21 protein-coding genes and 1 riboswitch are annotated in these 25209 nt (G+C 71.5%); of the genes, 9 read left to right on the top strand and 12 right to left on the bottom strand.

What is annotated here, in order from left to right; genetic code table 11:
- Window positions 1-8: 8 nt before the first annotated feature.
- Entirely contained in the window at window positions 9-710 is a 702-nt protein-coding gene (locus tag AC1DVZ_RS03275) for a hypothetical protein (protein ID WP_477616754.1), read from the top strand.
- On the opposite strand, the gene valS is transcribed toward AC1DVZ_RS03275, so the two are convergent.
- A complete protein-coding gene (gene valS, locus AC1DVZ_RS03270) occupies window positions 641-3340 on the bottom strand; it encodes a valine--tRNA ligase (RefSeq protein WP_477616753.1) in 2700 nt (899 codons plus the stop codon). The two genes, AC1DVZ_RS03275 and valS, sit on opposite strands and share 70 nt — an antisense overlap.
- A gap of 144 nt (window positions 3341-3484) precedes the next feature.
- Here valS and AC1DVZ_RS03265 point away from each other — a divergent pair, with 144 nt between their 5' ends.
- A complete protein-coding gene (locus tag AC1DVZ_RS03265) occupies window positions 3485-4228 on the top strand; it encodes a lysophospholipid acyltransferase family protein (protein WP_477616752.1) in 744 nt (247 codons plus the stop codon).
- 64 nt (window positions 4229-4292) lie between these two features.
- Here AC1DVZ_RS03265 and AC1DVZ_RS03260 read toward each other — a convergent pair whose 3' ends face one another.
- The 8 genes from AC1DVZ_RS03260 to AC1DVZ_RS03225 all read right to left on the bottom strand — a co-directional run bounded on the left by AC1DVZ_RS03260 (window position 4293) and on the right by AC1DVZ_RS03225 (window position 14033).
- Complete coding sequence (locus tag AC1DVZ_RS03260; protein WP_477616751.1) at window positions 4293-5795, bottom strand: hypothetical protein; 1503 nt, start codon at window positions 5793-5795, stop codon at window positions 4293-4295.
- 158 nt (window positions 5796-5953) lie between these two features.
- Entirely contained in the window at window positions 5954-6490 is a 537-nt protein-coding gene (locus tag AC1DVZ_RS03255) for an NUDIX hydrolase family protein (RefSeq protein WP_477616750.1), read from the bottom strand.
- A gap of 44 nt (window positions 6491-6534) precedes the next feature.
- Window positions 6535-7890 carry an FAD-binding oxidoreductase gene (locus AC1DVZ_RS03250; protein WP_477616749.1) on the bottom strand — a complete coding sequence of 452 codons (1356 nt, stop codon included), beginning with the start codon at window positions 7888-7890 and terminating at the stop codon, window positions 6535-6537.
- Window positions 7887-8747 carry an ECF transporter S component gene (locus tag AC1DVZ_RS03245; RefSeq protein ID WP_477616748.1) on the bottom strand — a complete coding sequence of 287 codons (861 nt, stop codon included), beginning with the start codon at window positions 8745-8747 and terminating at the stop codon, window positions 7887-7889. The genes AC1DVZ_RS03250 and AC1DVZ_RS03245 overlap by 4 nt, the downstream gene beginning before the upstream one ends.
- Window positions 8747-10441: an ABC transporter ATP-binding protein gene (locus tag AC1DVZ_RS03240; protein WP_477616747.1), complete on the bottom strand. Its 1695-nt coding sequence runs from the start codon at window positions 10439-10441 to the stop codon at window positions 8747-8749. Before AC1DVZ_RS03240 ends, AC1DVZ_RS03245 begins: the two co-directional genes overlap by 1 nt.
- On the bottom strand, window positions 10438-11529 hold the full coding sequence (locus AC1DVZ_RS03235; protein ID WP_477616746.1) for an energy-coupling factor transporter transmembrane component T: 1092 nt from the start codon (window positions 11527-11529) through the stop codon (window positions 10438-10440). The genes AC1DVZ_RS03240 and AC1DVZ_RS03235 overlap by 4 nt, the downstream gene beginning before the upstream one ends.
- Window positions 11530-11535: 6 nt before the next feature.
- Complete coding sequence (locus AC1DVZ_RS03230; RefSeq protein ID WP_477616745.1) at window positions 11536-12390, bottom strand: hypothetical protein; 855 nt, start codon at window positions 12388-12390, stop codon at window positions 11536-11538.
- Window positions 12390-14033 carry a prenyltransferase/squalene oxidase repeat-containing protein gene (locus AC1DVZ_RS03225; protein WP_477616744.1) on the bottom strand — a complete coding sequence of 548 codons (1644 nt, stop codon included), beginning with the start codon at window positions 14031-14033 and terminating at the stop codon, window positions 12390-12392. The genes AC1DVZ_RS03230 and AC1DVZ_RS03225 overlap by 1 nt, the downstream gene beginning before the upstream one ends.
- A gap of 103 nt (window positions 14034-14136) precedes the next feature.
- A riboswitch (cobalamin riboswitch) is annotated at window positions 14137-14263 on the bottom strand.
- A gap of 369 nt (window positions 14264-14632) precedes the next feature.
- On the opposite strand from AC1DVZ_RS03225, the gene ileS reads away from it, so the two are divergent.
- Together ileS and AC1DVZ_RS03215 are read left to right on the top strand one after the other, a co-directional pair.
- On the top strand, window positions 14633-17974 hold the full coding sequence (ileS, locus tag AC1DVZ_RS03220) for an isoleucine--tRNA ligase (RefSeq protein WP_477616743.1): 3342 nt from the start codon (window positions 14633-14635) through the stop codon (window positions 17972-17974).
- A gap of 19 nt (window positions 17975-17993) precedes the next feature.
- Window positions 17994-19379: a bifunctional folylpolyglutamate synthase/dihydrofolate synthase gene (locus tag AC1DVZ_RS03215; RefSeq protein WP_477616742.1), complete on the top strand. Its 1386-nt coding sequence runs from the start codon at window positions 17994-17996 to the stop codon at window positions 19377-19379.
- Between the two features lie 30 nt (window positions 19380-19409).
- On the opposite strand, the gene AC1DVZ_RS03210 is transcribed toward AC1DVZ_RS03215, so the two are convergent.
- Window positions 19410-19541, bottom strand: a complete 132-nt coding sequence (locus tag AC1DVZ_RS03210) for a hypothetical protein (RefSeq protein ID WP_477616741.1) — start codon at window positions 19539-19541, stop codon at window positions 19410-19412.
- 228 nt (window positions 19542-19769) lie between these two features.
- Here AC1DVZ_RS03210 and AC1DVZ_RS03205 point away from each other — a divergent pair, with 228 nt between their 5' ends.
- A complete protein-coding gene (locus tag AC1DVZ_RS03205; protein WP_477616740.1) occupies window positions 19770-20168 on the top strand; it encodes a DUF4233 domain-containing protein in 399 nt (132 codons plus the stop codon).
- On the opposite strand, the gene AC1DVZ_RS03200 is transcribed toward AC1DVZ_RS03205, so the two are convergent.
- A complete protein-coding gene (locus tag AC1DVZ_RS03200; protein ID WP_477616739.1) occupies window positions 20068-20790 on the bottom strand; it encodes a DUF998 domain-containing protein in 723 nt (240 codons plus the stop codon). The two genes, AC1DVZ_RS03205 and AC1DVZ_RS03200, sit on opposite strands and share 101 nt — an antisense overlap.
- 43 nt (window positions 20791-20833) lie before the next feature.
- Between AC1DVZ_RS03200 and ndk the strand changes: the two genes are divergently transcribed.
- Window positions 20834-21262 carry a nucleoside-diphosphate kinase gene (gene ndk / locus AC1DVZ_RS03195; protein WP_477595100.1) on the top strand — a complete coding sequence of 143 codons (429 nt, stop codon included), beginning with the start codon at window positions 20834-20836 and terminating at the stop codon, window positions 21260-21262.
- A gap of 25 nt (window positions 21263-21287) precedes the next feature.
- Here the strand turns inward: ndk and AC1DVZ_RS03190 are convergent, their stop codons facing one another.
- Window positions 21288-21818, bottom strand: a complete 531-nt coding sequence (locus AC1DVZ_RS03190; protein WP_477616738.1) for a MarR family winged helix-turn-helix transcriptional regulator — start codon at window positions 21816-21818, stop codon at window positions 21288-21290.
- A gap of 83 nt (window positions 21819-21901) precedes the next feature.
- Here AC1DVZ_RS03190 and AC1DVZ_RS03185 point away from each other — a divergent pair, with 83 nt between their 5' ends.
- From AC1DVZ_RS03185 to mreC, 3 genes are all read left to right on the top strand, one after another.
- Window positions 21902-23161 carry an MFS transporter gene (locus AC1DVZ_RS03185; protein ID WP_477616737.1) on the top strand — a complete coding sequence of 420 codons (1260 nt, stop codon included), beginning with the start codon at window positions 21902-21904 and terminating at the stop codon, window positions 23159-23161.
- A gap of 199 nt (window positions 23162-23360) precedes the next feature.
- Window positions 23361-24374 (top strand): rod shape-determining protein MreB, encoded by a 1014-nt coding sequence (gene mreB, locus AC1DVZ_RS03180; protein ID WP_477616796.1) that lies wholly within the window; start codon window positions 23361-23363, stop codon window positions 24372-24374.
- A gap of 16 nt (window positions 24375-24390) precedes the next feature.
- The gene (mreC, locus tag AC1DVZ_RS03175) at window positions 24391-25209 is read left to right on the top strand and encodes a rod shape-determining protein MreC (RefSeq protein WP_477616736.1); all 819 of its coding nucleotides are present in this window, start codon (window positions 24391-24393) and stop codon (window positions 25207-25209) included.

Here is a 25209-nt window from a genome sequence, read left to right as displayed (position 1 = left end):
ATGGGGCCATGACCTCGGGGTTCCGGTTGCGCAGCGGTGACATCGGCCCCATCCAGCAGAGTCCGGTGACGTGCGGTTCGGCCTGCCTCACCGTCGCCAGGATGCTCGTCAACCCGGCCTTCGCCCGCTGGATCACCACCGGCGTGGGTCCTCGCGCCGACGCACCGCCCGGGGCGACCGAGAAGGAGCGCTTCGCGGCCTACGAGCGCGTCGTCATGCGGCGCACCAACCGCCTGTATGCCGGTGGCGGACGACTCAACGTGCCGTGGCCCCGCGCTTTGGGCACGCCGCCCTGGGGCGCCCGCAAGGAGCTCGAGTTCGGCGCCTCCCGCCGGGGCACGGACTACGAGCTGCGAGCGGTGCGGCAGCTCACGCGTGGGGGACTGCGCGAGGCCCACGCCCGGCTCGTCGAGGTCGTGGCCGACGGCGAACCAGCCCTGCTCTACATCGGCAACGGGCTGCTGCCGCGACACGTCACCCTCGTCCTGCCGGGTGACGGTGACCGCGTCCTCGACGTCTATGACCCCGCGACCGGAGAGGTGACCCTTCTCGACGAAGAACGCTTCGCCAGCCGGGAGCTGCGGATCGCCGGGTGGGACGTTCCATGGATCTCGGTGCAGCCCAATGGAACTCGTCGAGCTCAGGCCTTCGGCTTCTCCACCGGGATCAGTTCGGCCTCCCGCACCTCGGGCGTCTCCGCCTCGGCGTAGTCGATCGTCCCGGTGATCCGGCCGGCCGCGCGCAGGTCGGCCTCGGCGAGCCGCACCCGCTCTGCCCACTCGCTCGAGCCGGCCAGCACGATCGAGGCGACCTCGGCGCGCATGCCGACCTTTGCCTCCGACTTGGCCTTGCGCACGCCGGCCAGGGCATGGCCCACCGCCGTCAGGAGGCCCGCGTCGCCGCCGGCTCCGGCCGCGGCGTCCGCGGTCGTCGGCCAGGGGGCGCGGTGGACCGAACCCTCGTGCCACCACGACCACACCTCTTCGGTCACGTAGGGCAGCATCGGCGCGAACAGGCGCAGCAGCACGTCGAGGGCGATGCGCAGGGCGGCCCTGGCCGACGCGGCCTCGGACTCGCCCTGACCGCCGTACGCGCGGTCCTTGACGAGCTCGAGGTAGTCGTCGCAGAAGGTCCAGAAGAACGTCTCGCTCACCTCGAGGGAGCGGGTGTGGTCCCAGCCCTCGAACCCTGCCGTGGCCTTGGCGACCACGTCACCGAGCTGCGAAAGCATGGCCCGGTCCAGCGGGTTGGTGACGGCAGTCGCGAGGTCGGCCCCGACCCCTCCACTGTTCTGGATGTCGACTTCGCCGCTGTGTTGGATCCCGACTTCGGCATCGCGCTCGTGTTGGATGTCGACTTCGCCGAACGACAGCGCGAACTTCGTGGCGTTGAGGATCTTGATCGCCAGGCGACGGCCGACCTTCATCTGGCCGGTGTCGTAGGCCGCGTCGGCACCGAGGCGACCGCTGGCCGCCCAGTAGCGCACGGCGTCGGCGCTGTGCTCCTTGACGACGTCCTCGGGGGTGACGACGTTGCCCTTGGACTTGCTCATCTTCTTGCGGTCGGGGTCGAGGATCCACCCGGAGAGGGCGGCGTTGCGCCACGGGACGGAGCCGAACTCGAAGTGCGACCGCACGACGGTGGAGAACAGCCAGGTGCGGATGATGTCGTGCCCCTGGGGGCGGACATCCATGGGGAAGACACCCGCGAACAGCTCGGGGTCGTCGCGCCAGCGACCGGCGATCTGCGGCGTCAGCGACGACGTCGCCCACGTGTCCATGATGTCGGGGTCGCCGACGAAGCCGCCTGCCTGACCACGCTGGGACTCGTCGTAGCCCTCGGGAGCCTGGGCCGCCGGGTCGACCGGCAGCTGGTCCTCGGCGGGCACCAGCTGCTTGTCGAAGACCGGGTCGCCGTTGTCGTCGAGCGGGTACCAGACGGGGATCGGGACGCCGAAGAACCGCTGGCGCGAGATCAGCCAGTCGCCGTTGAGCCCGCTCACCCAGTTCTCGTAGCGGGCCTGCATGAACGCCGGGTGGAACGAGACCTGGCGTCCGCGCTCGATCATCTCGGCGTTCAGCTCGGCGTCGCGCCCGCCGTTGCGGATGTACCACTGGCGGGAGGTGACGATCTCGAGCGGCTTCTCGCCCCGCTCGTAGAAGTTGGCCTTGCGCTGGGTGGGCTTCGGCTCCCCGTCGAGGTCCCCGGACTCGCGGAGGGCGGCCACGATCGCCTCGCGTGCGCTGAAGGTGGTCTTGGTCGCGACCTGCTCCGCGAACAGCTGCTCGCCCGGACCACCCACCAGCCACTCGGGCACCTCGGCCTGGATCCGGCCCGAGCGGGTGATGACCGACCTCGTCGGCAGCTGCAGCTCCCGCCACCACAAGACGTCGGTGAGGTCGCCGAACGTGCAGCACATCGCGATGCCGGCGCCCTTGTCGGGCTCGGCGCCCGGGTGGGCGACCACGGGGATCTCGACCCCGAACAGCGGTGAGCGGACGGTGGAGCCGAACAGGCCGGCATACCGCTCGTCGTCGGGGTGGGCGATCAGCGCCACGGCGGACGGGATCAGCTCGGGCCGGGTCGTCTCGATGTAGATCGGGCCGTCGGCGCCGTGGAAGGCGACGCGGTGGTAGGCGCCGGGGTAGTCGCGCGCCTCCAGCTCGGCCTGGGCGACCGCGGTCTGGAAGGTGACGTCCCACAGTCCCGGTGCCTCGGACTGGTAGGCCTCGCCGCGCGCGAGGTTGCGCAGGAACGCCTGCTGCGCCGTGGCCCGCGAGTGGTCGTCGATGGTGCGGTAGCTGATGTCCCAGTCGAGGCTGAAGCCCATCCGGCGGAACAGCGACTCGAAGGCCTTCTCGTCCTCGACGGTCAGCTCGTCGCACAGCTCGATGAAGTTCTGCCGCGAGATCGGGAGCGTGTCGGCGGCCTTGAGGCTCTTGGCGTCACCGCGGTGCGGCGGCTCGAAACCCTCGACGTAGGGCAGCGATGCGTCGCCGCGCACGCCGTAGTAGTTCTGCACGCGCTTCTCGGTGGGCAGGCCGTTGTCGTCCCAGCCGATCGGGTAGAACACCTCGAGACCCTGCATCCGCTGGTAGCGAGCCATGCAGTCGGTGTGCGTGTAGGAGAAGACGTGCCCCATGTGCAGGCTGCCGCTCGCGGTGGGGGGCGGGGTGTCGATCGAGAAGACCGCCTCACGGCCCTTCGCGAGCGCCGTCTCCCGGTCGAAGGAGTAGGTGCCCTGGTCCCGCCATACCTGCGTCCACTTGTCCTCGAGCCCGTCGATCGAGGGCTTGTCGGGGATCGTGGTGGCGCCGGACGTGGTGGGTGCATCGGTCATGGCGTGAATCTTCCCATCCCCCCGCACCGGGTGACCAACTGGTTGCGGGTATGCCGGGGTGTGCGACGCGTGCGCGGCCCACGCCCTGCTCGCCCCGCCCGCTCCGCGGGCCCGGTGCACACGCCCCACCTCTAGGGTTGCCCCATGGAACCCGTCTACGCCCCTGTCATCGGGTTCGCCCGCCTGTTGTTCGCCGCCCAGGGCCTCAAGATCACCCTCAAGGGCACCGATCACCTGCCGAGGCACGGGGGAGCGGTGTTGGCGATCAACCACACCGGCTACTTCGACTTCACGTATGCCGGGCTGGTGGGGGTGAAGGTCGGGCGCTACGTGCGGTTCATGGCCAAGAAGTCCATCTGGTCCAACCCCGTGGCCGGCCCGCTGATGAAGGGAATGCACCACATCCCCGTCGACCGCGACGCGGGCCTGGGTTCGTTCGACGCCGCACGCGACGCACTGCGCGCCGGCGAGATCATCGGGGTGTTCCCCGAGGCCACGATCTCGCGCTCCTTCGAGCTCAAGGCCTTCAAGTCCGGCACGGTGCGGCTCGCGCAGGAGGCCGGGGTGCCGGTCCTGCCGACCACGATCTGGGGTTCGCAGCGGGTCTGGACCAAGGGGCAGCCCCGTCGGATGGGCCGGCACGGCATCCCGCTGCTCATCACGGTCGGCGCTCCCATCGTGGTCGGCGCCGACGAGAACGCCGTGGCGGCCACGGCCCGGGTGAGGGCCGTCATGGACGCCCAGCTGCGCGCGGACCAGGAGCTCTATCCCGCGTGGCCCGACTCCGAGCGACACCTGCTGCCGGCCCGGTTGGGCGGCACTGCGCCGACGCCCGAGGAGGCCGACGCCATGGATGTCGCCGACCGACGACGTCGACGCGCGACCTGACTGGAGCGACCGCACCTGACCGCACCCGGTCGGAGCTGACCCTCGGGCACTGGCTGCGCAGGGGTCAGGACTTCTGGTGGCCGACAGCCTTGCCGTTGGCCTTGGCCTTGTCGTGGCCGAGGGCCTTGCCGTGGGCCTTGCCCTTGTCGTGGCCGAGCGCCTTGCCCTTGCCGCGATCCTTGTCGGCCTTGCTGTCGGCCCTGGCAGCGGCTTTGGCAGCCTTGTCGGTGGCCCTGGCGGTTGCCCTGGCTTGGCGGATCGCCCTACGCGCCTCGCGCGCCGAGGCGGTGCCGTTGCCGTGGCCCTTGCCTCCCGACACGCCAGGGTCGCTCCCCGGGGGCGGGGCGACCGGCGGGGTCGTCGGTGGCGAGGTGGGCGGGGTGGTCGTCGGCGGGGTCGGGGCAGGCGGGATCTCGGTAGGCGTCGATGGTGTCGGGCCCTGGGGGACAAACGACGCCAGCACGATCTCGATCCCGGTCGACCGTCCCGGCACGGACACGGACTGGGGTGTGCGGCCAGTGCTCGTTCCCGGTGGCTCGTTCGTGCCGGGCTGCCCCGGTGCGACCGGGGGGTTGCCGGTCGTGACGCCGCCGTCCGAGGGCGTCCCCGGCTGGGCCGGACCCTGCGCCGTGACCTGCGGACCCCGGCGCGGATCGCCGAAGATGCCATCGATGGCCACGGTGACGAGACCGCTCATCGCGGCCGCAAGGCCCACGCCGCCGACGGCGAGCCCCCAGACACCCACTCCCACGCCAACGCGCGCCGGCCGGCTGAGGGCCCCCGTCGCGGACCCGAGAGCAGCCAGGGGGATCGCCGGGGAGGACACGGTGGCGGCTGACTCCAGGCCCAGGAGCTGGGCCAGCGGCGGCTGCGAGGGACCACCCACGGCGGGGGCGGCGGCCGCCCCGATCGCCGCGGGCGCGGCCGCAACGAGGGTCGTGGCGGGAGCGGCGTGGGTCGGGACGTCCGCCGTCGGCGCGGGACCCGTGAGGGCTGCGGTCATGAGCGGGGTGACGAGCCGCACGTCGGCCACCTCGCCGTCGCGGCCCGGCGCGCGGAGAACCTCCGTCAGCTCCCCGAGCGACATCGTCAGGCGCTCCTGTCCGTCCTGCACCAGGGCCAGCACGGCAGTGGGCTCATGGTCGGTCAGGCGGGAGGTGGCATCGCGGTCCAGGTTGGCGACGAGCCCCATTGCCAGCACCTCCGCCTGCTCGGGCGGGCACGCCCGTAGCGCCTCGATGGCGTGGTCGACGTCATCGAGGGTCGCGGAGGGGTTCTCTGGCGGGGTGCTCCCGTCGGCAGTCCTGAGGCTGCCCGCGGCGGCTGCCCGGGCCGAGCCGATGATGAGCTCGAGCCAGGCGTCCTCGTCGGGAGGGCAGGCCATCAGCTGGGGCAGTGCCGCGGTCCAGGCGCCGAGTGCCAGGTCTGCGAGGGCAGCGGGGTCCGCGTCCGTGGTGACACGCAGGTAACGCATGAGCACAGGGTTCGTGGCGGCATAGAGTCGTGAGAAATCGTCCTCGACGCCCCCCTGGGCGCCGAGGAGGTATGTGGCGATTTCCCACGGCACGCGCCCATTCTCCTCCGGTTGACGTTCAAACTGCCTCAGCCGTTCGGCCCGGAGTTGGTCATTTCCCTTGTGGAGCCCTAGGTCATCGTGCTTAGGCGCAGGTCACACGCCTGACGGAGCTGGGTCGGGTCAGACGGCGTGCCCGAGATCGCCTCGCGTCAGACGGCGTGTCCCAGGTGGGCCAGGGCCTGACGCAGCAGCGCCCCGTGGCCGCCGTCCATCTCCTCGAGCAGGGACGGGGCGACGGCCTCCTCGGGAGTGAGCCAGGCCAGGTCGAGCGCGTCCTGCTGCGGCTGGCAGTCGCCCGCCACCGGGACGACGAACGCGAGGGACACCGCGTGCTGCCTCGGGTCGTGGAACGGGGTGACGCCGGGCGTGGGGAAGTACTCGGCGACCGTGAACGGCTGCGGGCTGGCCGGGACCTGCGGCAGCGCCATCGGCCCGAGGTCCTTCTCGATGTGCCGGATCAGGGCGTCGCGCACGCGCTCGTGGTACAGCACGCGGCCCGAGACGAGCTCGCGGTTGATCGCTCCGTCTGAGGCACGCAGCAGCAGTCCGACCGCGCTGAGCGCGCCCCGCTCGTCGACGCGCACGGGGACGGCGTCGACATAGAGGATCGGCAGCCGCTCCCGCGCCGCATCGAGTTCCTCGCGGGTCAACCAGGACTCACTGCGGCCGAGTTCGAGGTGGCTCATGTCCCTGTTTCTACCAGTCGTCCCGTGGTCAGTGGGGAGACGGGTCAGGACCAGTAGACCCGGCCGGGGTTGAGGATCCCGCGCGGGTCGAAGAGGGCCTTGACCGCGCGCTGGCGCTCCAGCTCGCGCTCCCCGAGCTCCTGCGCCAGCCAGGGCGCCTTCAGCGTGCCGACTCCGTGCTCTCCCGTGATGGTGCCGCCCATCTGCAAGGCGGCGGTGATGATCTGGGTGAACGCCTGGTGCGCGCGCTCGCGACTGGTGGGATCGGCGGGGTCGAAGAAGATGCTGGGGTGCAGGTTCCCGTCGCCTGCATGGCCGGCCATCACGATCTCCAGCCCGTGCTGGGCGGCGATCGCCTGCCCGGTCCGGATGAGGTCGGTGAGCCGTCCGACCGGCACGCAGACGTCCTCGAGGTAGCGCGCGCCCTTGGCCTCCAGGGCCGGGCTGAGCGCCCGGCGCCCCGCGAGCAGCAGGTCGGCCTCCACGGGGTCGTCGGCGACGGCGACGTCCACGGCCCCCGCGTCGGTGAGCAGCGCGGCATACCGCTGCACGTCCTCGGTGGTGTGGTCGGGGCGGTCGGACTGGACGAGCAGGACGGCCTCGCAGTCCTGGGGGAAGCCGTAGTCGGCCAGCGACTGCACGGCCGCGACCGCCGCCCGGTCGAGCAGCTCGACGAGCGAGGGCACGTGACGTTCGAGGCGCAGGGCCACGATGGCGCGTCCCGCCGCGTCGAGCGAGTCGAACGTCGCGAGCACCGTGAGCGCGGGGTCAGGCGCCGGCACGAGCCGGGTCGTCACCTCGGTGACGACGCCGAGGGTGCCCTCGGACCCGACGAACAGCCCGGTGAGGTCGAGCCCGGCCACGCCCTTGGCGGTGCGGTGGCCGGTTCGGATGACCTCGCCCCCGGGAAGCACCACCTGCAGGGCGCGCACGTAGTCGGCCGTGACGCCGTACTTCACGCAGCACAGGCCACCCGCGTTGGTCGCGACGTTGCCGCCGATGGTGCAGAACGCCGAGCTCGCCGGATCCGGTGGGTAGAACAGGCCCTGCGCCGCGGCGGCGTCCTTGAGGTCCTTGGTGATGACCCCGGGACCGAGCACCGCCAGGCCCTCGAGCGGGTCGATGGTGCTGATCGAGTCGAGCCCCTCGGTGTTGAGGACCACGCCGCCCTCGATCGCCACCGAGCCGCCCGTGAGGCTGCTGCGGGCACCCTGCGGCACGACCGGCGTGCGCGTCTCGTGGGCCCAGCGCATCACCTCGACGACGTCCTCGAGGTCCCGGGCCCGCACCACCTCGAAGTGGTCGGGCGCCGTGGCACCCACCGACTCGTCCACGGCATACGTGGCCTTGACGTCGGGGTCGGTGACCGTGCGGACGGGCAGCGAGGTGTCCGTGCTCATCCCTGCAGCGTATGCCGCGGGGCCGGCTCCTCGTCGACGCCCACTTCCGCGTCGCCGTGCTCGTCCACGAAGGCCACCTCCGCGTCGAAGGCGGCTCGCCGTGAGGCGCGGCGCAGGGTCCCGAGGACCGCCCGGCCGGTGACCGCGATGAGGACGACGTTGGTCAGGGCGCGCCCGAGGTCCCACCAGAGCGAGGTGGCCAGCGAGAAGACCCCGAACCGGCGCAGGTTCTCCCAGGGCGCGGCACCCGCGACGAACGACAGGTCGCTGGCGAGTCCGCTGGCGAACGGCCAGAACGAGAAGTTGAGGGCCACGCCGTAGAGCAGTCCGGACACGGCGCCGTAGGCGGCCAGCAGGAGCAGCTCCCAGCGCGCCGGTACGCGGGGAAGCAGGCCTGCGCCCAGGCCGACCCAGGCGGCTCCCAGCATCTGGTAGGGCAGCCACGGCCCGACACCACCGGTGATCAGCGCCGACGCGAACAACGTGGTCGACCCCAGAACGAACCCGAAGCCGGGACCGAAGACCCGGCCGCCGAGGACGAGCAGGAAGAAGACCGTCTCCAGGCCGGCCGTACCGGCGCCGAGCGGGCGCAGCGCGGCACCCACGGCCGACAGGACGCCGAGCATCGCCACGGCCTTGACGTCGAGTCCGCCCTCGCTGATCTCGAACAGCACCACCGCCATCAGCAGTGGGAGGAGCAGGGCGAAGAGGAGCGGCGCGTCGGCGCTGTGGCCGAGGCGCGAGTCGGCGGTGGCGAACAGCGGCCACCCGAAGGCGAGCAGTCCCGCCAGCGACACGAGGACGAGCGCCGCGGTGGAGCGGGGACGCAGCGCGATCACCCTGATCGGCGAGGCCATCAGCGCACCCCTCCCGTCGTCGCCGCGACGGCGGCCTGCACCTGGTCGAGCCGGAGCAGCCGCGCTGGCGCGAGGACCTTGGCGACCTGCGGCGCGAACGCGGGGGAGTCGCAGAGGATGTCCGCCGCCGGGCCGTCCGCGACGATCCGCCCCTCCGACAGGACGACCACCCGGTCGGCCACTGTCGCGGCGAACTCCACGTCGTGGGTGGCCACCGCGAGAGCCCGGCCGCTTGCCGCGAGCTCGCGCAGCAGCCTCCCGAGGACCGCCTTGGCCGGGTAGTCCAGACCGCGTGTGGGCTCGTCGAGCAGCAGCGCCCCCGGTGCGGCGGCGAGCTGGATGGCGAGGACGAGGGCGAGCTGCTGCCCCTCGGACAGGTCGCGGGGATGGTGGTCGTCGGGTATGCCGGGTGCGAGCCGGTCGAGGGTGCCGCGCGTCGTGCCCGGCTCGGCTCCGGCCTCGTGGTCGGCCTGACGGCACTCCGCCCGCACCGAGTCGAGGTAGAGCAGGTCGGGCGCGCTCTGCGGCACGAGCCCGATGTGGCTGCGCCGGACCCTGGGGGGCTCGGTGGCCGGGTCGACCCGACCACCGGTCGTGGTCAGGACGGTGACCTCGCCGGAGCTGCGGCTGCCCGTGCCGTGCAGGGCCCACAGGAGCGACGACTTGCCGGAGCCGTTGCGACCCATCAGGACCGCGACCTCACCGTCGTGCAGCGACAGGTCGACCGAGCGCACGGCGGCCACGGCCCCGTGGGTGACGTCCAGGCCCACTGCTGCAACCCGGTCGAGTGGAGGTGCGGGGTCGGGGTCTGGGGCGGTGGCCGGGCCGGTGTGGGGGCCGTCGGGGGCAGTGCCGCCGTCGAGGGCCAGGTCTCGTCGCAGTGCGGAGGCTGCTCGCCGCGCGTCGCGGACGGTCAGCGGCAGCGGCTGCCAGCCGGCCCAGCGGCCGAGGTGGACGACGGGTGGGGCGAGCGGCGCGGTGGCCATGACGTCCCGGGGGAGGCCGTCGCTGACCGTGCCGTCGTCCGCCACCAGGATGACGCGGTCCGCCGTGCCGACGATGCGTTCGAGCCGGTGTTCGGACAGCAGCACCGTGAGGCCGAGGTCGTGCACCAGCCTTGACAGCGTCGCGAGGACCTCCTCGGCACCCGTGGGGTCGAGCGCCGAGGTCGGTTCGTCCAGCACCAGCAACCGTGGGCTCGCGGTGAGGACCGAGCCGATGGCGACGCGTTGCTGCTGGCCACCGGACAGGTCGCGCAGCGGGGCATCGCGCAGGTCCGCGATCCCGAGCAGGTCGAGCACCTCCTCGACGCGGCGTCGCATGGCGGGGGGATCGAGGGCCAGCTGCTCGAGCGTGTAGGCCAGCTCCTCCTCGACCGTGTCGGTCACGAAGCCGGCCAGCGGGTCCTGTCTCACGACTCCCACGACGCCCGCGAGGTCACGGGGCCGGTGGGTCCTGGTGTCCAGGCCGCAGACGGTGGCCCGGCCCGACAGGTGGCCGCCGGTGAAGTGCGGGACGGTGCCGCTGACGGCGCCCAGCAAGGTGGTCTTGCCCGAGCCTGTCCGCCCGGTGACGACGACGAGCTCCCCCTCCTCGAGCACGAACGACGCCTCGCGCAGGGCGGGGCGGGGGCTGTCGGCATACCGGATGGTCACGGCGTCGAAGACGACCGGTGGGGTCAGGCTGGTGTTCATCGTGCACCGCTTCTTCGGGCGACCGGAGGGGTGGGAGCGACGAACGCCGGCAGCGCGGCCAGGAGGATCCCGAGCACGGCGAGCAGAGGCAGCGCCGGCGCCGCCAACGGCTGGATCGGCAGGACGAGGGCGTCGGGCGCCCGACCCGCCTGGACCACCATGAGCGCAGCGGCCGCCACGCCGGCCCCGGCGACGAGCCACTCCGGGAGCGCCCACGGGTCGGGCCGGTAGACGCTGCGCTGCACGCTTCGCCCCCCCACGCGCAGGCCGATGGCGGACAGGACCAGCCCCAGGACGAGCATCGGCATCCCGATGAGGGCCGGTGCGGTGCCGTCGAGCAACCCGTACATGCCGATGCCGGCACCCAGCAGACCGGTCAGGGTCAGCGTTCCGGTGAGGCGGCGGGTGGTGGACGACTGCTCGGTGCGTCGGCCATAGCCGCGCGAGTCCATCGCCGAGGCGAGGGACAAGGACCGGTCGAGGGTGTCCTGCAGCACGGGCAGGGCGACCCGGCCGACCGACCTGATCCCGCCACCACCCTCGCCGCGCAGCACCCTCGCGCGACGCACCCGCTGGACGCTGTCGGCCAGCTGCGGCGCCACGGTCACCGAGATGACGACGGCGGTGCCGATCTCGTGCAGGGCGCTCGGGAGCGCGCGGAGCAGCCTCTTGGGGTTGGCCAGGGCGTTGGCAGCGCCGATGCAGGCGATCAGGCTCGCGAGCCGCAATCCCTCGGCGGCGGCGGCGAGGACCCCTTCGAGGTAGAGCGGGCCGAGCAGGGTGATGCCGGGCAGCTCGACGCTGGGGAGCGAGTAGAGCCGGATGGTGCCGAACTTGAAGCCCACGAGGACGTGCAACACGACCCGCAGCACGATGATGAACGCGCCGAGCACGAGGTAGAGCCGAAACGCCCGCGACCACGGCGAGCTGCCGCGTCTGGCCGCGACGACCAGGCTGGCGACGCTCACGGCCAGCAGGAGCAGGAGCGGGTTGCTCGTGCGCGAGCAGGCCACCGCCAGCCCGATCGCCCACACCCACCAGGCGACAGGGTGCAGGTGACGGGACAGGGGTGTGCCTGCTGCGCGCACGGGCGGCTAGGTGCTCGCTCGGCGACGCACCGCGAGGTATGCCGCGCCGGCGCCGACCAGCCCCACCAGGCCGAGGCCTGCTATCAGGGTCAGGGGCGAACCAGAGTCGGGGGTGGCCGACGCAGCGCTGTCCGACTCACCGCGCCCCGTGGAGCCCGAGGTGGTGCCCGGCGATGTCGTCGAGGTGGTGGTGCCGGGCGCCGTGGTGGTCGACGGCTTGGCGCCGGGAGTCGCGCTGCCCGGTGAGCCCGGCCGGGTGCTTGCGCCGGAGCCGGGTGCCGGGGTCGACCCGGAGGTGCCGGAGCTGCTGGGCCGGGCCGGGGTGGTGCCTGCCGGTTTGGGCGTCGGCGCCGGTGGCCTGCTCGACGAGCTGGACGACGGGCTCGGCTTCGGCGACGGCTTCGGCGTGCTGGAGCTCGGGGCTGGAGGTGGGCTGCTGGGAGCGCCGCCGGACCCGAACGCGAACCCGATGACGGTGCCCGGGGCGGGGTTGTAGTCGGCCACCCCCGTGCTGCTGTAGATCCACGACCCGCCGCGCGAGGCATGGAAGAACGCCCAGTAGGCGCTCCCGGGAGGCATCCGTTGGCACGTCTGGGAGGAGGGGACGTTATTGATCTTGCAGACCACCTTGCCCTCCCCATACATCGGGACCCAGGCCACCTCGGCAACGGAGTCCAAGACAGCCCCCGCCTCCGTGGCGTCGGCCGCACAGAGGGTGCTGGAGCTGGAGCCGTAGTCGATGACGACCGTGACCCCGGACGTGCCCGAGCAGGCCGCCGCCTGGGCGGCCCCACCCGGGAGGGCGAGGCCGCCGGCGACGACGAGTCCGGCGACGGCGACGAGGCGCGTGAGCAGCCGCATCAGGCGTGCACGCCCTTGCGCCGCGCCAGCACGATGGCGCCGACCCCTGCGAGCAGCAGCAGCGCCCCGAGGAGGGTCGCCGCGGCCACGTCGGCGCCGGTGAAGGCCAGGTTGCCCGGGGTGGCCGAGCCAGGGTCGCCGAGGTCGGCCGGGACGGGTGCTGCCGCGGTCGTCGTCGAAGCCGCGGGCCTGGTGGTCGTGGTGGTGGTCGACGGGGTGCTGGGACAGCTGAGGGTCGGCGCGGTGGCCGCAGCGCCCTCGGCAGTGACCGTGAGCAGGGAGCCGCCAGCCAACCCGAGGGTGGCCTGAGGGGTCGCGCGCAGCGCTCGGTCGAGCGCCGCCGTGTTGCCGGGCGTTGCCTGCAGCGTCGCGTAGTCCGCCGCGGTGAACGCTATGCCACCACGAAGCGCGGTGGCGAAGGTGCAGTCGAACTGCAGGCTGGCGAGGAAGCCCTGGGCCCGGGCCAGCTCGGTCGTGTACCGACCAGCCGCGAAGGCCTGGGCTGCGACACCGGCGGTGTTGGCGTTGTACTGGCCGTCCTGGTTGAGGAAGCCGCCGTTCGCGGCCTGGTGGGACTTGAGCCACTCCAGCGCGTCGACGGCCGCCGGGTCGCCCTCGCCCAGCAGACCGATGACTGCCTGCGCAGCGAAGGCGGTGGCATCGGCGTCGCTCGTGCACGCGGCGCCGGCCACGTCGAGGTTGCCCCGGAACCCGCCGTCGGTGCACTGCTGGTCGAGCAGGTAGTCGCCGGCCACCTGCGGCACCGAGGTCGTGGCGCGGCCGATGGCGATGACGTCCAGTGCCTGGCCGATGGTGTTCGAGTAGTCGCCGGTCGGGTTGCTCGGATCGCCGTAGTTCGACTTGTCGGAGAACCGGCCGTCGGCCGTCATCAGGCCCTGGAGGCGGGCAATGAGGTCCTGGCCACCGAAGTCGGTGGGATCGCCGCCCTGCGCGACCACGCCGATGACGAGCTTGCCCAACGGTCCGGCGTAGGTCTCGGCGGTGGGTGAGCCGGCGGGATCCGGGTAGCCCACGTAGTCGTCGACGTGGGCCGCGAGGTAGTCGGTGGACGCGTCGGCCTGGTCGAGGCCGACCCCGGCGCCGTCAAGGCCGAGGATCGCATCGATCGTGTTGCCGCCGTCGAAGAAGGTCGAGGCCGGGTAGTTGTAGTGGTCGCCGCGCGTCGCGAGGGTGCGCACGATGAATCCGGCGGCATAGGCGGCCTGGTCCGAGGAGTCACCCGGCAGCACGGCCGCAGCGCGCAGGGTGGACTCGGCGCCGAACGCAAGCCGCTTGAGCGGGTCCGTGAGCTTCGCCTTCGGGGCGGTCCCGGTCGTGGAGGGGATCGTCGCGGGCGTCGACGAGGTGGTCGTCGGGTCGGTGGTCCCCGTGCCCGGGGCGGGCGTGGTCGTCGAGGTGTCGCCAGGGGGCGGGGTCGTGATGGTGGCCGACGTCGCCGAGCCGCTGGGGTCGGTCGTGGCGGTGCCGGTGCCGGTGCTCGTGGTCCCGGTGCTCGTCGTGCTCGTGGTGACGGGGGTGGGCTCGGTCGTGCCGGCGAACGCCGCGCCGGGCAGGACCAGGGCGACCCCCAGGGTCAGGGCGAGGGCAGCGGCCGGGCGGGCGCTGCGGAGGGTGCGGTGCATGGTGCCTCTTCAATGCGAACGGTGTCGCGACGGGTGCACCGGCACCAGAACGTGAAAGACCCCCGGCGTCGCAACAGCGACATCGGGGGGCGGCCTCGGACCTGGTGTCCGGGCTCCGCCCCGCGTACCTCGACGGAAATGGAGCCGCTTCGCGATCCAGGTGTTCCGGCTCGCCGCGGTTCAGTGCGGCCTACGGTTGCGGGTCAGCGCCGGAGTTGGACCGGCTTCCCCTGGGTGTCGCGTCGTGGTGTTGCCCTGGGGCAACGTGGCTCAGACTACACCGCACGGCCGCCCTCTCCGGCGGCGCGCACGTGCCCTTCGTCACGGCCCGCTAGACTCGGGTGCACAGGCAGTGAACCGGCCATCACCGGGGAGCCTCCGGAAGAACGGTCACGGCACCACACGGCATACGCGTGGGGCGGTGTCCCACTAGAACCGGACGGGTGGGTCCGTCACAACCTTGAGCAAGAGCGGCTGTATGCCGTGGGCCCCTTCGGGCGCGCGGGTGCGGCAAGCGAGGTGGTACCGCGGTGCCGTCGGGAATCCCGGCGACGTCGTCCTCGTGTGAGAACACGAGTGATGTGAGGACCGCCGACACCATGACCTATCCGAAGGTCTCCAGCGACACCGTTCCGAGCGACGTCCAGGGCGACGTGCAAGGCGCTGCCTCCGGCGTGCCCGCGTCCCCCCGCTTCCCCGAGATCGAGGAGCGGATCCTCAGGTACTGGGACGAGGACGGCACCTTCGTCGCGTCGGTGGAGAACCGGTCGGCCGGCACGAACGGCGACAACGAGTTCGTCTTCTACGACGGGCCGCCGTTCGCCAACGGGCTGCCGCACTACGGCCACCTGCTGACCGGCTACGTCAAGGACCTCATCCCGCGCTACCAGACGATGCGCGGACGCAGGGTCGAGCGCCGGTTCGGCTGGGACACCCACGGGCTGCCCGCCGAGCTCGAGGCGATGAGCCAGCTCGGGATCAAGACCAAGGACGAGATCCTCGAGCTGGGGCTGGAGAAGTTCAACGCCAAGTGCCGCGAGTCGGTGCTGAAGTACACGGGGGAGTGGCGCGACTACGTCACCCGCCAGGCGCGCTGGGTGGACTTCGACAACGACTACAAGACCCTCAACCCCGACTACATGGAGTCGGTCATCTGGGCCTTCAAGGCGTTGTACGACAAGGGGTACGTCTACGAGGGCTTCCGCGTGCTGCCCTACTGCTGGAACGACCAGACGCCGCTGTCCAACCACGAGCTGCGCATGGACGACGACGTCTACCAGAACCGCCAGGACCCGGCCGTCACCGTGGGCCTGCGCCTGGAGACGGGTGAGCTCGCCCTCGTCTGGACGACGACTCCGTGGACGCTTCCGGCGAACCTCGGCATCATGGTCGGCCCCGACATCGACTACGTCGTCGTCGAGTCCGACGTCACTGGCACCACCGAGCGCTACCTCATCGGCGAGGCGCGCCTCGCGGCCTACGCCAAGGACCTGTTCGGCGCCGACACCTCCGACGGCGTCGACCCCGTCGACCCGCAGTCGCGGATCGTGGAGCGGCTCAAGGGCAGCGACCTCGTGGGCAGGTCCTTCACCCCGCCCTTCTCCTACTACCTCGGCCACGAGCGGGCGCACCGGGTGTTCCCGGCGGAGTTCGTCACCACCGAGGACGGCACCGGGCTGGTCCACACCGCGGGCGCCTTCGGTGAGGAGGACAAGATCGTCACCGATGCCGCAGGCATCGAGCCGGTCATCCCCGTCGGTCCCGACGGCTGCTTCACCTACCCCGTCACCGACTACGAGGGTGTCCAGGTCTTCGACGCCAACGCGATGATCATCGACCACCTGAAGGCCCGGACGCGCGGCGAGGGCGAGACCGGTTCGGTCACCGAGGGCACCGTGCTGCTGCGCCGGGAGACCTACGACCACTCCTACCCGCACTGCTGGCGCTGCCGTCAGCCGCTGATCTACATGGCCGTCTCGAGCTGGTTCGTCGAGGTCACCAAGTTCAAGGACCGGATGCTCGAGCTCAACGAGCAGATCACGTGGGTGCCCGAGCACGTCAAGCACGGCCAGTTCGGCAAGTGGCTCGAGAACGCCCGCGACTGGTCGATCTCCCGGAATCGCTTCTGGGGCAGCCCGATCCCGGTGTGGAAGTCGGACAACCCGGAGTACCCGCGCCTCGATGTCTACGGCTCGTTCGCCGAGCTGGAGGCGGACTTCGGGATCGAGGTCACCGACCTGCACCGGCCGTTCATCGACAACCTCACCCGACCCAACCCCGACGACCCGACGGGGCAGTCCACGATGCGCCGGGTCGAGGACGTCCTCGACGTCTGGTTCGACTCCGGCTCGATGTCCTTCGCGCAGGTGCACTACCCGTTCGAGAACGCCGAGTGGTTCGAGCACCACTTCCCGGGCGACTTCATCGTCGAGTACATCGGCCAGACGCGGGGCTGGTTCTACACCCTGCACGTCCTGGCGACGGCGTTGTTCGACCGACCTGCCTTCTCCTCCTGCGTGAGCCACGGGATCGTGCTCGGCTCGGACGGCCAGAAGATGTCGAAGTCGCTGCGCAACTACCCCGACGTGCGTGAGGTGTTCGACCGCGACGGCGCCGACGCGATGCGCTGGTTCCTCATGTCCAGCCCGATCCTGCGGGGCGGCAACCTCGTCGTCACCGAGCAAGGCATCCGCGACGGCGTGCGCCAGGTGCTCATCCCGCTGTGGAACACCTGGTACTTCTTCTCGCTGTACGCCAACGCTGCTGGTGGCGGACAGGGCTACGAGGCGAAGTGGTCGACGGCCTCCACGGACCCCCTCGACCGCTACCTGCTGGCCAAGCTGGGTGAGTACGTCCGCACCATGCAGGAGCAGCTGGACGGCTACGAGGTGGCCAACGCCTGCGAGACGACCCGTGGCTTCCTCGACGTGGTGACCAACTGGTACGTCCGCCGCTCGCGGGAGCGGTTCTGGGACACCGGCGCGGGCACCATTGCGGGATCCGGGCGGGGCGGCGCCGAGCAGGCGTTCGACACGCTCTACACCGCCCTCGAGGTGGTGTGCCGCGTCGCTGCGCCCCTGCTTCCCCTCACCACCGAGGAGATCTGGCGGGGACTCACAGGCGGTCGTTCGGTGCACCTCACCGACTGGCCGGACCACACCGACCTGCCGGCCGACCACGACCTGGTCTCGGCCATGGACCGCGCTCGCGAGGTCTGCTCCGTGGCGTCTTCTCTGCGCAAGGCCGGAGGACTGCGCGTGCGACTGCCCCTCCAGGACCTCACGGTCGTGACGTCAGATGCGTTGTCGCTCAAGGACTTCGGCGGGATCATCGCCGACGAGGTCAACGTGCGCACGGTCACCCTCCGCGACCTCGGCGACGCCAGCGAGGCCGACTTCGGCATCACGCAGCGGCTCACCGTCAATGCCCGGGCAGCCGGTCCGCGGCTCGGGCGCGACGTCCAGCAGGCCATCAAGGGCAGCAAGTCCGGCGACTGGTCCGTGGCGGCCGACGGCACGGTGACCGCGGGTGGCCTGGACCTCGTCGAGGGGGAGTACACCCTCGAGATGGTCGTCGACTCGGAGCAGCAGGGCGCGGCCAAGGCCACGGCGATGCTGCCCGGTGGCGGCTTCGTGGTGCTCGACACCGAGGTCACGGCCGAGCTGGCGCAGGAAGGCCTCGCGCGCGACGTCGTTCGGGCCGTCCAGCAGGCCCGCCGCGATGCCGGACTCGACGTGTCGGACCGGATCTCGCTGACCGTCACCGGGTCCCCGGCCGTCTGGGAGGCGACCGTGGCCCACCAGGCGCTCATCGTCGAGGAGACCCTGGCCACCCAGTTCGGCAGCGCCCCCCAGCTCGACGCGCTGCCCCAGCGTGATGACGTGGCAGAAGCCACGGTCGGCGACGGTGAGCCGGTGCGCATCAAGGTCATGAAGCTCTGACGGAATGGAAGACGAAACAATGCCTGCTCCCGATGCCGCCCAGCGCGAAGCCGCCCACAACCTCGCGCTCATCAAGGCGATGAGGGAGGCCGAGGAGGCGATCCTCGCCCGCGCCCCCGAGCACGACCTGCAACCGAGCCTGGACCGGATCGCCGCGGTCATGGAGCTCCTCGGCGACCCCCAGCGCACCTACCCGGTCATCCACCTCACGGGGACCAACGGCAAGACGTCCACGACCCGCATCATCGACTCACTGCTGCGCGAGATGGGCCTGAAGACGGGCCGGTTCACCTCGCCGCACCTGCACAGCGTGCGCGAGCGGATCGCCTTCTCCGGCGAGCCGATCAGTGCCGAGAAGTTCCTCGAGGCCTACCACGACGTGCTGCCCGTCATCGAGATCGTCGATGCCCGCTCGGTCGCCGACGGTGGTCCGCGGATGACCTACTTCGAGGTCCTCGTGGCCGTGGCGTACGCCGCGTTCGCCGATGCCCCCGTCGACGTCGCCATCGTCGAGGTGGGGCTCGGCGGCAGCTGGGACGCCACCAACGTGGCTGACGGTTCGGTCGCCGTCGTCACGCCCATCGCGCTGGACCACCAGCACTTCCTCGGCAACGACGTGGTCGACATCGCCACCGAGAAGTCCGGCATCATCAAGGCCGACTCCGTCGCGGTGATCGGGGTCCAGGAGACGGACGTCGCACAGATCCTCGCCGACCGTGCAGCCGAGGTCGGCGCCCGGATCGCGTTCGAGGGCAACGACTTCGGCTTGCTGACGCGGGACGTGGGGGTCGGCGGACAGCAGATCGCCATCCGCGGCCTGGGTGGCGACTACGAGGACCTGTTCCTGCCCCTGCACGGGGCGCACCAGGCCCACAACGCCGCGCAGGCACTGGTCGCGGTGGAGGCGTTCTTCGGTGGGGGAGAGCAGCGGCTGGACCCTGACATCGTCCGGGCCGGCCTGGCCCGGGTCGCCTCGCCGGGTCGCCTGGAGATCGTGCGGCGATCCCCGACCGTCATCGTGGACGCAGCGCACAACCCCGCGGGCGCGATGGCCCTGCGCGACGCCATGGAGGACTCGTTCAACTTCGCGAAGATCGTCGGGGTCATCGCGATCCTCAAGGACAAGGACGCCACCGAGATGCTCGAGATCCTCGAGCCCGTGCTCGACCACGTGGTGGTCTCGCGCACGACCTCGCCGCGCGCCATGCGGCCTGACGACCTGGGTGAGCTGGCCATCGACATCTTCGGCGAGGACAGGGTCACGGTGGTCCAGGACCTGCCTGACGCCCTGGACGTCGCGGCTGGGCTTGCCGACGAGGGCGGAGTCGGGGGCGGGGTGCTGGCGACGGGCTCGGTCACCACCGCCGCCGAGGTGCGCATGCTGCTCGGCGCGACCGACGTCTGACCCGGTCGCGCCGACAGCGTGTGGCTGCGGCTACTTCTTGCCGAGGTTTCCCACGTCGAGGTGGCCCTTGGTTTCGGCCTTGGCGTGCTTCTCGGCGCGCTTCTCCTTGATGGACTTGCCCGCCTTCTTGGCCAGGTGTTGTCGAGGTGACTTGTCGGCCATGGCTGTGCTCCCAGCGCTAGGAAGCCTGAATGACTCCGTACCTCGACACTACGCCTCCTCGGCCGACGGGAACGCCCGAGATCCGCGCCCTGTGGGACCGGTCCGGCTGGAAGCCAGGCACACGGCATACCCTCGGAGCATGTTCGGGAAGCTGATCGTCCTCGTCATCGTGGTCGCCGTGGCCTTCTGGCTGCTCACGAAGTTCCGCGACTCCAACCGGGGCGGTCGATGAAGGGCATCGTCTTCTACGGCGCGCTCGGCAAGTTTACCTGGCGGATGCTCGCGACCGTCCTCGGCAGCCAGGGGGTCGTGGTGTTCCTCGGTGCGCTGGTGGCCCGTGGCCTGGCGAGCGCCGAGGGTGACGACCGCAGCCATGCCTGGTTGTGGACCGGTGTCGGTCTCGCCGTGCTGTGCTGGCTCGCCGCCGGGATGATGCGTCGGCCCTGGGGCGTGACACTGGGGTGGGTCATCCAGGTGCTGACCTTCGCCAGCGCGGTGGTGGTGCCCGCGATGCTCGGCGTCGGGTTCATCTTCCTGGCGCTGTGGGTGGGCTCGCTGGTCCTGTGCCGCCGGGTGGAGGACCAGGTGGCGGCGCGTCAGCAGACCGACGTCGCCCAGCAGCAGTAGGAGCAGCAGCCGTCAGGAGGGCCAGGGGGAGCCACAGCTTGGCCGGCCAGATGGCCGCGCGCTCGGCGAGTCCTGACCAGTGCTCGGCACCGAGCCGTACCGCGAACACGACTACGCCGCCGATGGCCACGGCGGCCAGGGCCAGACCGACGTGCCGGAGCCGGCCGGGGGCGAGCAGCCTGGCGTGCAGCAGGAGGGCGAGCGGCTGGGCCACGAAGACCGGGAGCGCGACGAGGGAGTGCGCGAGCGGGTGGGAGTCGACGGGCAGCAGGCCGACGCCGACCGAACCCAACCCGGCCACGACCCACAGCCAGCCGACCAGAGCGGTCCGTCCACGCACGCTCAGCAGCGGTACTGCCCCCAGCGCCTGGAGGAGGCCGAAGGCGATGAACGCGATGTTCATGACCACTGGGGCGGATGAGCAGCCTCCTCCCCGTCCGTCGCTCGCCGGGTAGGTGCAGACGGTCCCGAGGGCGCTGATCGTGTCGTCGGCCAGCGAGTAGTGCACGCCCGCGAGGAGGGCCAGTGCGACCTCGGCGGCGAGGTAGGCAGGCTGGACCAGCCACGCGGCATACGTGAGGCCGCTCCTCGGGCCGCTGCTCGTCCCCGCCACCTGTCGCACACCGCGACGCTAGTGCCTGGGGTTGGTCGGTAGGCTGGCGCGCGTGACGACGCAGACCGAACGCTCCCTTGTCCTGGTCAAGCCCGACGGGTTCGCCCGTGGCCTCAGCGGTGAGGTCCTTCGCCGGATCGAGGCGAAGGGCTACACCCTCGCCGCGCTCGCGGTGACCACCCCGACCCGCGAGCAGCTGGCCGAGCACTACGCCGAGCACGAGGGCAAGCCGTTCTACGAGCCGCTGGTCGAGTTCATGTCCAGCGGCCAGGTGACGGCGGTCGTCATCGAGGGCAACCGCTGCATCGAGGGTTTTCGCGCGCTCGCCGGTGCCACCGACCCGACGGCCGCACTGCCCGGCACCATCCGGGGTGACCTCGGCCGTGACTGGGGCAAGAAGGTGCAGGAGAACATCGTGCACGGCTCGGACTCCCCGGAGTCGGCCGCCCGCGAGATCGCGATCTGGTTCCCGAACCTCTAGTTCCAGTCGCTGGAAACTGTGACCACTAGGACGTCTCGAGGTCGTCGAGACCGCTGATCACCACTTCGAGGAGCGCGGCCAGCTGGTCGCGCTCCTCGCGTGTCAGGCCGGCGAGGGTGTCGGACTCGACGACGTTGGCCTCGCGCACCGCCGCCTCGAACAGCTCCCAGCCCTGGTCGGTGAGCTCGACGAGGACGCGGGTGCGGTTCTCCGGATCGGGGGAGCGCCGCACCACGCCGCGCTCGGTCATCCGGTCCAGCCGGTGCGTCATCGAGGACGCGGCCACGTTCGTCGCGTCGGCCAGCCGGCTCGGCGTCAGCGGCTTGCCGTCCGCGGTGGCGAGCTGGGCCACCACCGACCACTCGCCGTGGGAGAGGTCGAGGTCCACGAGCTGGCGCGTGTACCACTGCTCGAGCTTGCGGCTCAGGGAGTTCACGGCGGTGATGACGCGCTGCACGGACTCGTCGCCGCCCGCCGCGACGTAGGTCGCGACGGCTTCCCGGTACTGCTCTTGGGCGCTCTGGGCGCGCTCGGCGCTCTTCGACCTCGGGGGCATGCCGTCATCTTCGCATGCTAAATCTTCACATGCTAAGATTTCGATATCGAAATATTCGAACTCGAAGAACTGTTGAAGTGACCATGCGCGCCCGTCTGTTGATCCTCGCCTCCGCCGTTGCCATGCTCGGCTGGGGCACCGTCCTGCCCTACCAGTACGCCTACGCCGCGTCGACGCGCGGCTGGGGCTCGCTCGTTGCGGCGGCGGCATCCAGCCTGTTCTCGGTCGGTGCGCTCCTGGCCGCTCCCGTGGGTGGCCGCCTCGCCGACCGCATGTCGCCCGTCATGGTCGCGGTGGGCGCCAAGGTCGTGGCCGCCGCTGGTGCTGCGTCCCTCATCTGGGCGAACGGGCCGGTGTCGTTCCTCGTCGGCATGTTCGTCTTCGGCCTCGGGATCACGGCCGCAGGTCCGGCCCAGTCCGTCCTCGTGCTGCGCTGGGTCGGCGGCTCCGACCGGCGCCGGGTGTTCGCGTGGCAGTTCACCGGCCAGGCCCTCGGCATGGCCGTCGGGGCGTTCGGCGCCGGCTACGTCGTCGACCTCGACCGCGCCTCCGGCATGTGGCCGGCCTTCGCCGCAGCCGCTGCCGGCTTCCTCGTCTCGGCTCTGCTCCTGCTCGCCGCAGGTGCCCGGCGATGGGGTATGCCGGTCGCCTCGGCGCAGGACGAGTCCCTCACCTCCCAGGGCATCGGGGCCGCCAGCCCTCGCGAGGCGCTGCGCGCCATCTGGGCCATCCCGGCCCTGCGCTGGACGGCGCTCGTCACGGTCACCCTGGCGCTGGGCTTCTACGCCCAGTTCGAGTCGGGGCTGCCTGCCTATGCGCTCACGGTCCTGCACGTGCACGAGACCACCATCGGCCTCGCTGCCGCCGTCAACTGCGTCGTCATCATCGCGCTGCAGATGCTGGTCGTCCGGCTGACGGCCCAGCGCAGCGGCGCGACCCTGCTGATGGGCGTCGGCGCCATCTGGACGCTGTCCTGGCTCGTGCTCTCCGTTGCCTCGCTCGCCCCAGAGCTGTCGGCGGCCCTGTTCGTCACGACGTTCGGGATCTTCGCGGTCGGCGAGACGATGTATGCCCCGGTGCTCAACCCGTTGACCGCGAGCCTGGCTCCGTCCGGGCTGGTCGGCACCACGCTCGGGTTGTTCACCGCCCTGCAGACCGGCTTCTCGGCCGCCGGTCCGCTGGTGGCAGGGGTGGTGCTCGGGGCGGGTTTCGGCGGCCTGTTCATCGGGCTGCACATCGCGATCAGCCTGCTGGCAGTCTTCGGTGCGTGGCGGCTGCGCGCCGCGATGCGACGGCCTCGCGAGGTGGCCAGGCCGGTCCGGGAGGCAGCGCTCGCCGCCTGACCATGCGGCATACCCGAGCCCCCTGGCCGTTCGATGTAAACCCGCCGGTGATCCCCGGCGGGTTTACATCGATCGGGCGGGAGGAGTCGTCACATCTGTCACACGGGCCCCAGTATCGGGACGGCTCGGGCGCGGCTCCCGGATCGCGGTGGCGAGCCGACCTAGCATCGCGGGCGTGAGAGGCGGTGCGGGCGGCTGGATGACGCTGGGTCGAGACCTGGCGATCGACCTCGGCACCGCCAACACCCTGGTCTACGAGCGGGGTCGCGGCGTGGTCCTCGACGAACCGTCCGTCGTGGCGGTCGAGGCCGCCACGGGCCGGCTCATCGCCGCCGGCACGAGGGCCAAGGAGATGCTCGGTCGCACGCCGGGCCACGTCCGGGCCGTACGGCCGCTGGCCGACGGGGTCATCTCCGACGCCGACGTGGCCGAACAGATGCTGCGCTACTTCGTCGACCAGGTGCGTCCCTCGCGCCTGGTCCGTCCGCGGATGATCGTCTGCGTCCCGAGCGAGGTCACCGGAGTCGAGCGACGTGCCCTCGAGGACGCCGCCGTGCGCTCGGGCGCGCGTCGGGTCTACGTCATCGAGGAACCCATGGCTGCGGCCATCGGCGCCGACCTGCCGGTGAACGAGACGTCGGCGTCCATGGTGGTCGACATCGGTGGCGGCACGACCGACGTCGCCGTGATCAGCCTCGGCGGCATCGTGACCGCCCGCTCCGTCAGGGTCGGTGGCGACGAGATCGACGAGGCGGTGATCGCCCACGTCAAGAGCGAGTACTCCTTGCTGCTGGGCGAGCGCAGTGCCGAGGACATCAAGGTGGCTGCCGGATCGGCTTTCCCCCTGAGCGAGGAGACGAGCACCCGCGTCCGAGGCCGCGACCTGGTGAGCGGCCTGCCCAAGACCGTCACCATCTCCAGCCAGGAGGTGCGCCGGGCGATCGAGGGGCCGGTGCTGCAGATCGTCGAGCTGGTGCGCGCAACGCTCGACGTCTGCCCGCCGGAGCTGGCCGGCGACATCCTCGACAACGGGATCACGCTGACCGGTGGGGGAGCGCTGCTCCGCGGCCTCGACGAGCGGCTCCGGCACGAGCTCGGCGTCCCGGTGCGCGTGGCCGACGACCCGTTGCGGGCCGTGGTTCGCGGCTCGGGGAGATGCATCGAGGAGTTCTCCACCCTCGAGCGGGTCCTCATCGACACCCGCCGTTTTTGACAGGCGCTTCTGACCGATGCGTGCCACCTCCAGACGTCGGCTCCTCGTGGTGCTGCTGGTCCTGACCGTCGTCGCCCTCGCCGTCGACGTGTCCGGCGGTCCGGGTGTGGGGTCGCTGCGGTCGGCGGGTGGAGCCGTGCTCGGACCTCTCGAACGCCTCCTGTCGCCCAACGACCCCCTCGACATCGCCGATGCCCAGGGCGCGCGAGACGAGGTCCTGCGCAACCAGGCATCGCAGCAATCCGTTGCAGGGCAACAACTACAGCAGCTCATTGCCTCACCCGACCTGTCCGGGCGCGAGTTCGTCCCCGCGCGGGTCGTCGCCATCGGCCGCGAGGGGGCAGCGGGACCCGAGCGGGTGACGCTCGACGCCGGGTCGCGCGACGGTGTGCGCACCGACCTGTCCGTTGTCGGCGTCGACGGTCTGGTCGGACGGGTCGTGGCGGTCTCTCCCTGGACCTGCGACGTGCTGCTCGTCGGCAGTGCGGACCTGGTCGTGGGCGTCCGGGTCGGTTCCCCCGGCACGCTGGGTGCGGTGGGCAGTGGGGCCCAAGGCGTGCACCGTCGCGCGGCCGGGGAGCTCAACCTCACCGTCGTCGAGCGCGGCGTGGTGCGGACAGGCGACGTGGTGACCACCCTGGGCAGCGTGGGGGAATCGCCCTTTCCCCCGGGACTGAGGGTGGGAACGGTGGAGCGCGTCGACGACGCCCCCGGCGACCTCACCCCCACAGCCTCAGTCCGTCCCGCGACTGACGTCACCACGCTCGGAGTGGTCGGCATCCTGCGCACGGGCCCTCGCTCCACCCCCAGGCCGGCCGTCACGGGCGGTGGCTGA

Source organism: Pedococcus sp. P2_E5, assembly GCF_056403895.1.
The sequence above is the reverse complement of the archived record's forward strand: the minus strand, read 5'-3'. Positions and strand labels throughout refer to the sequence as shown.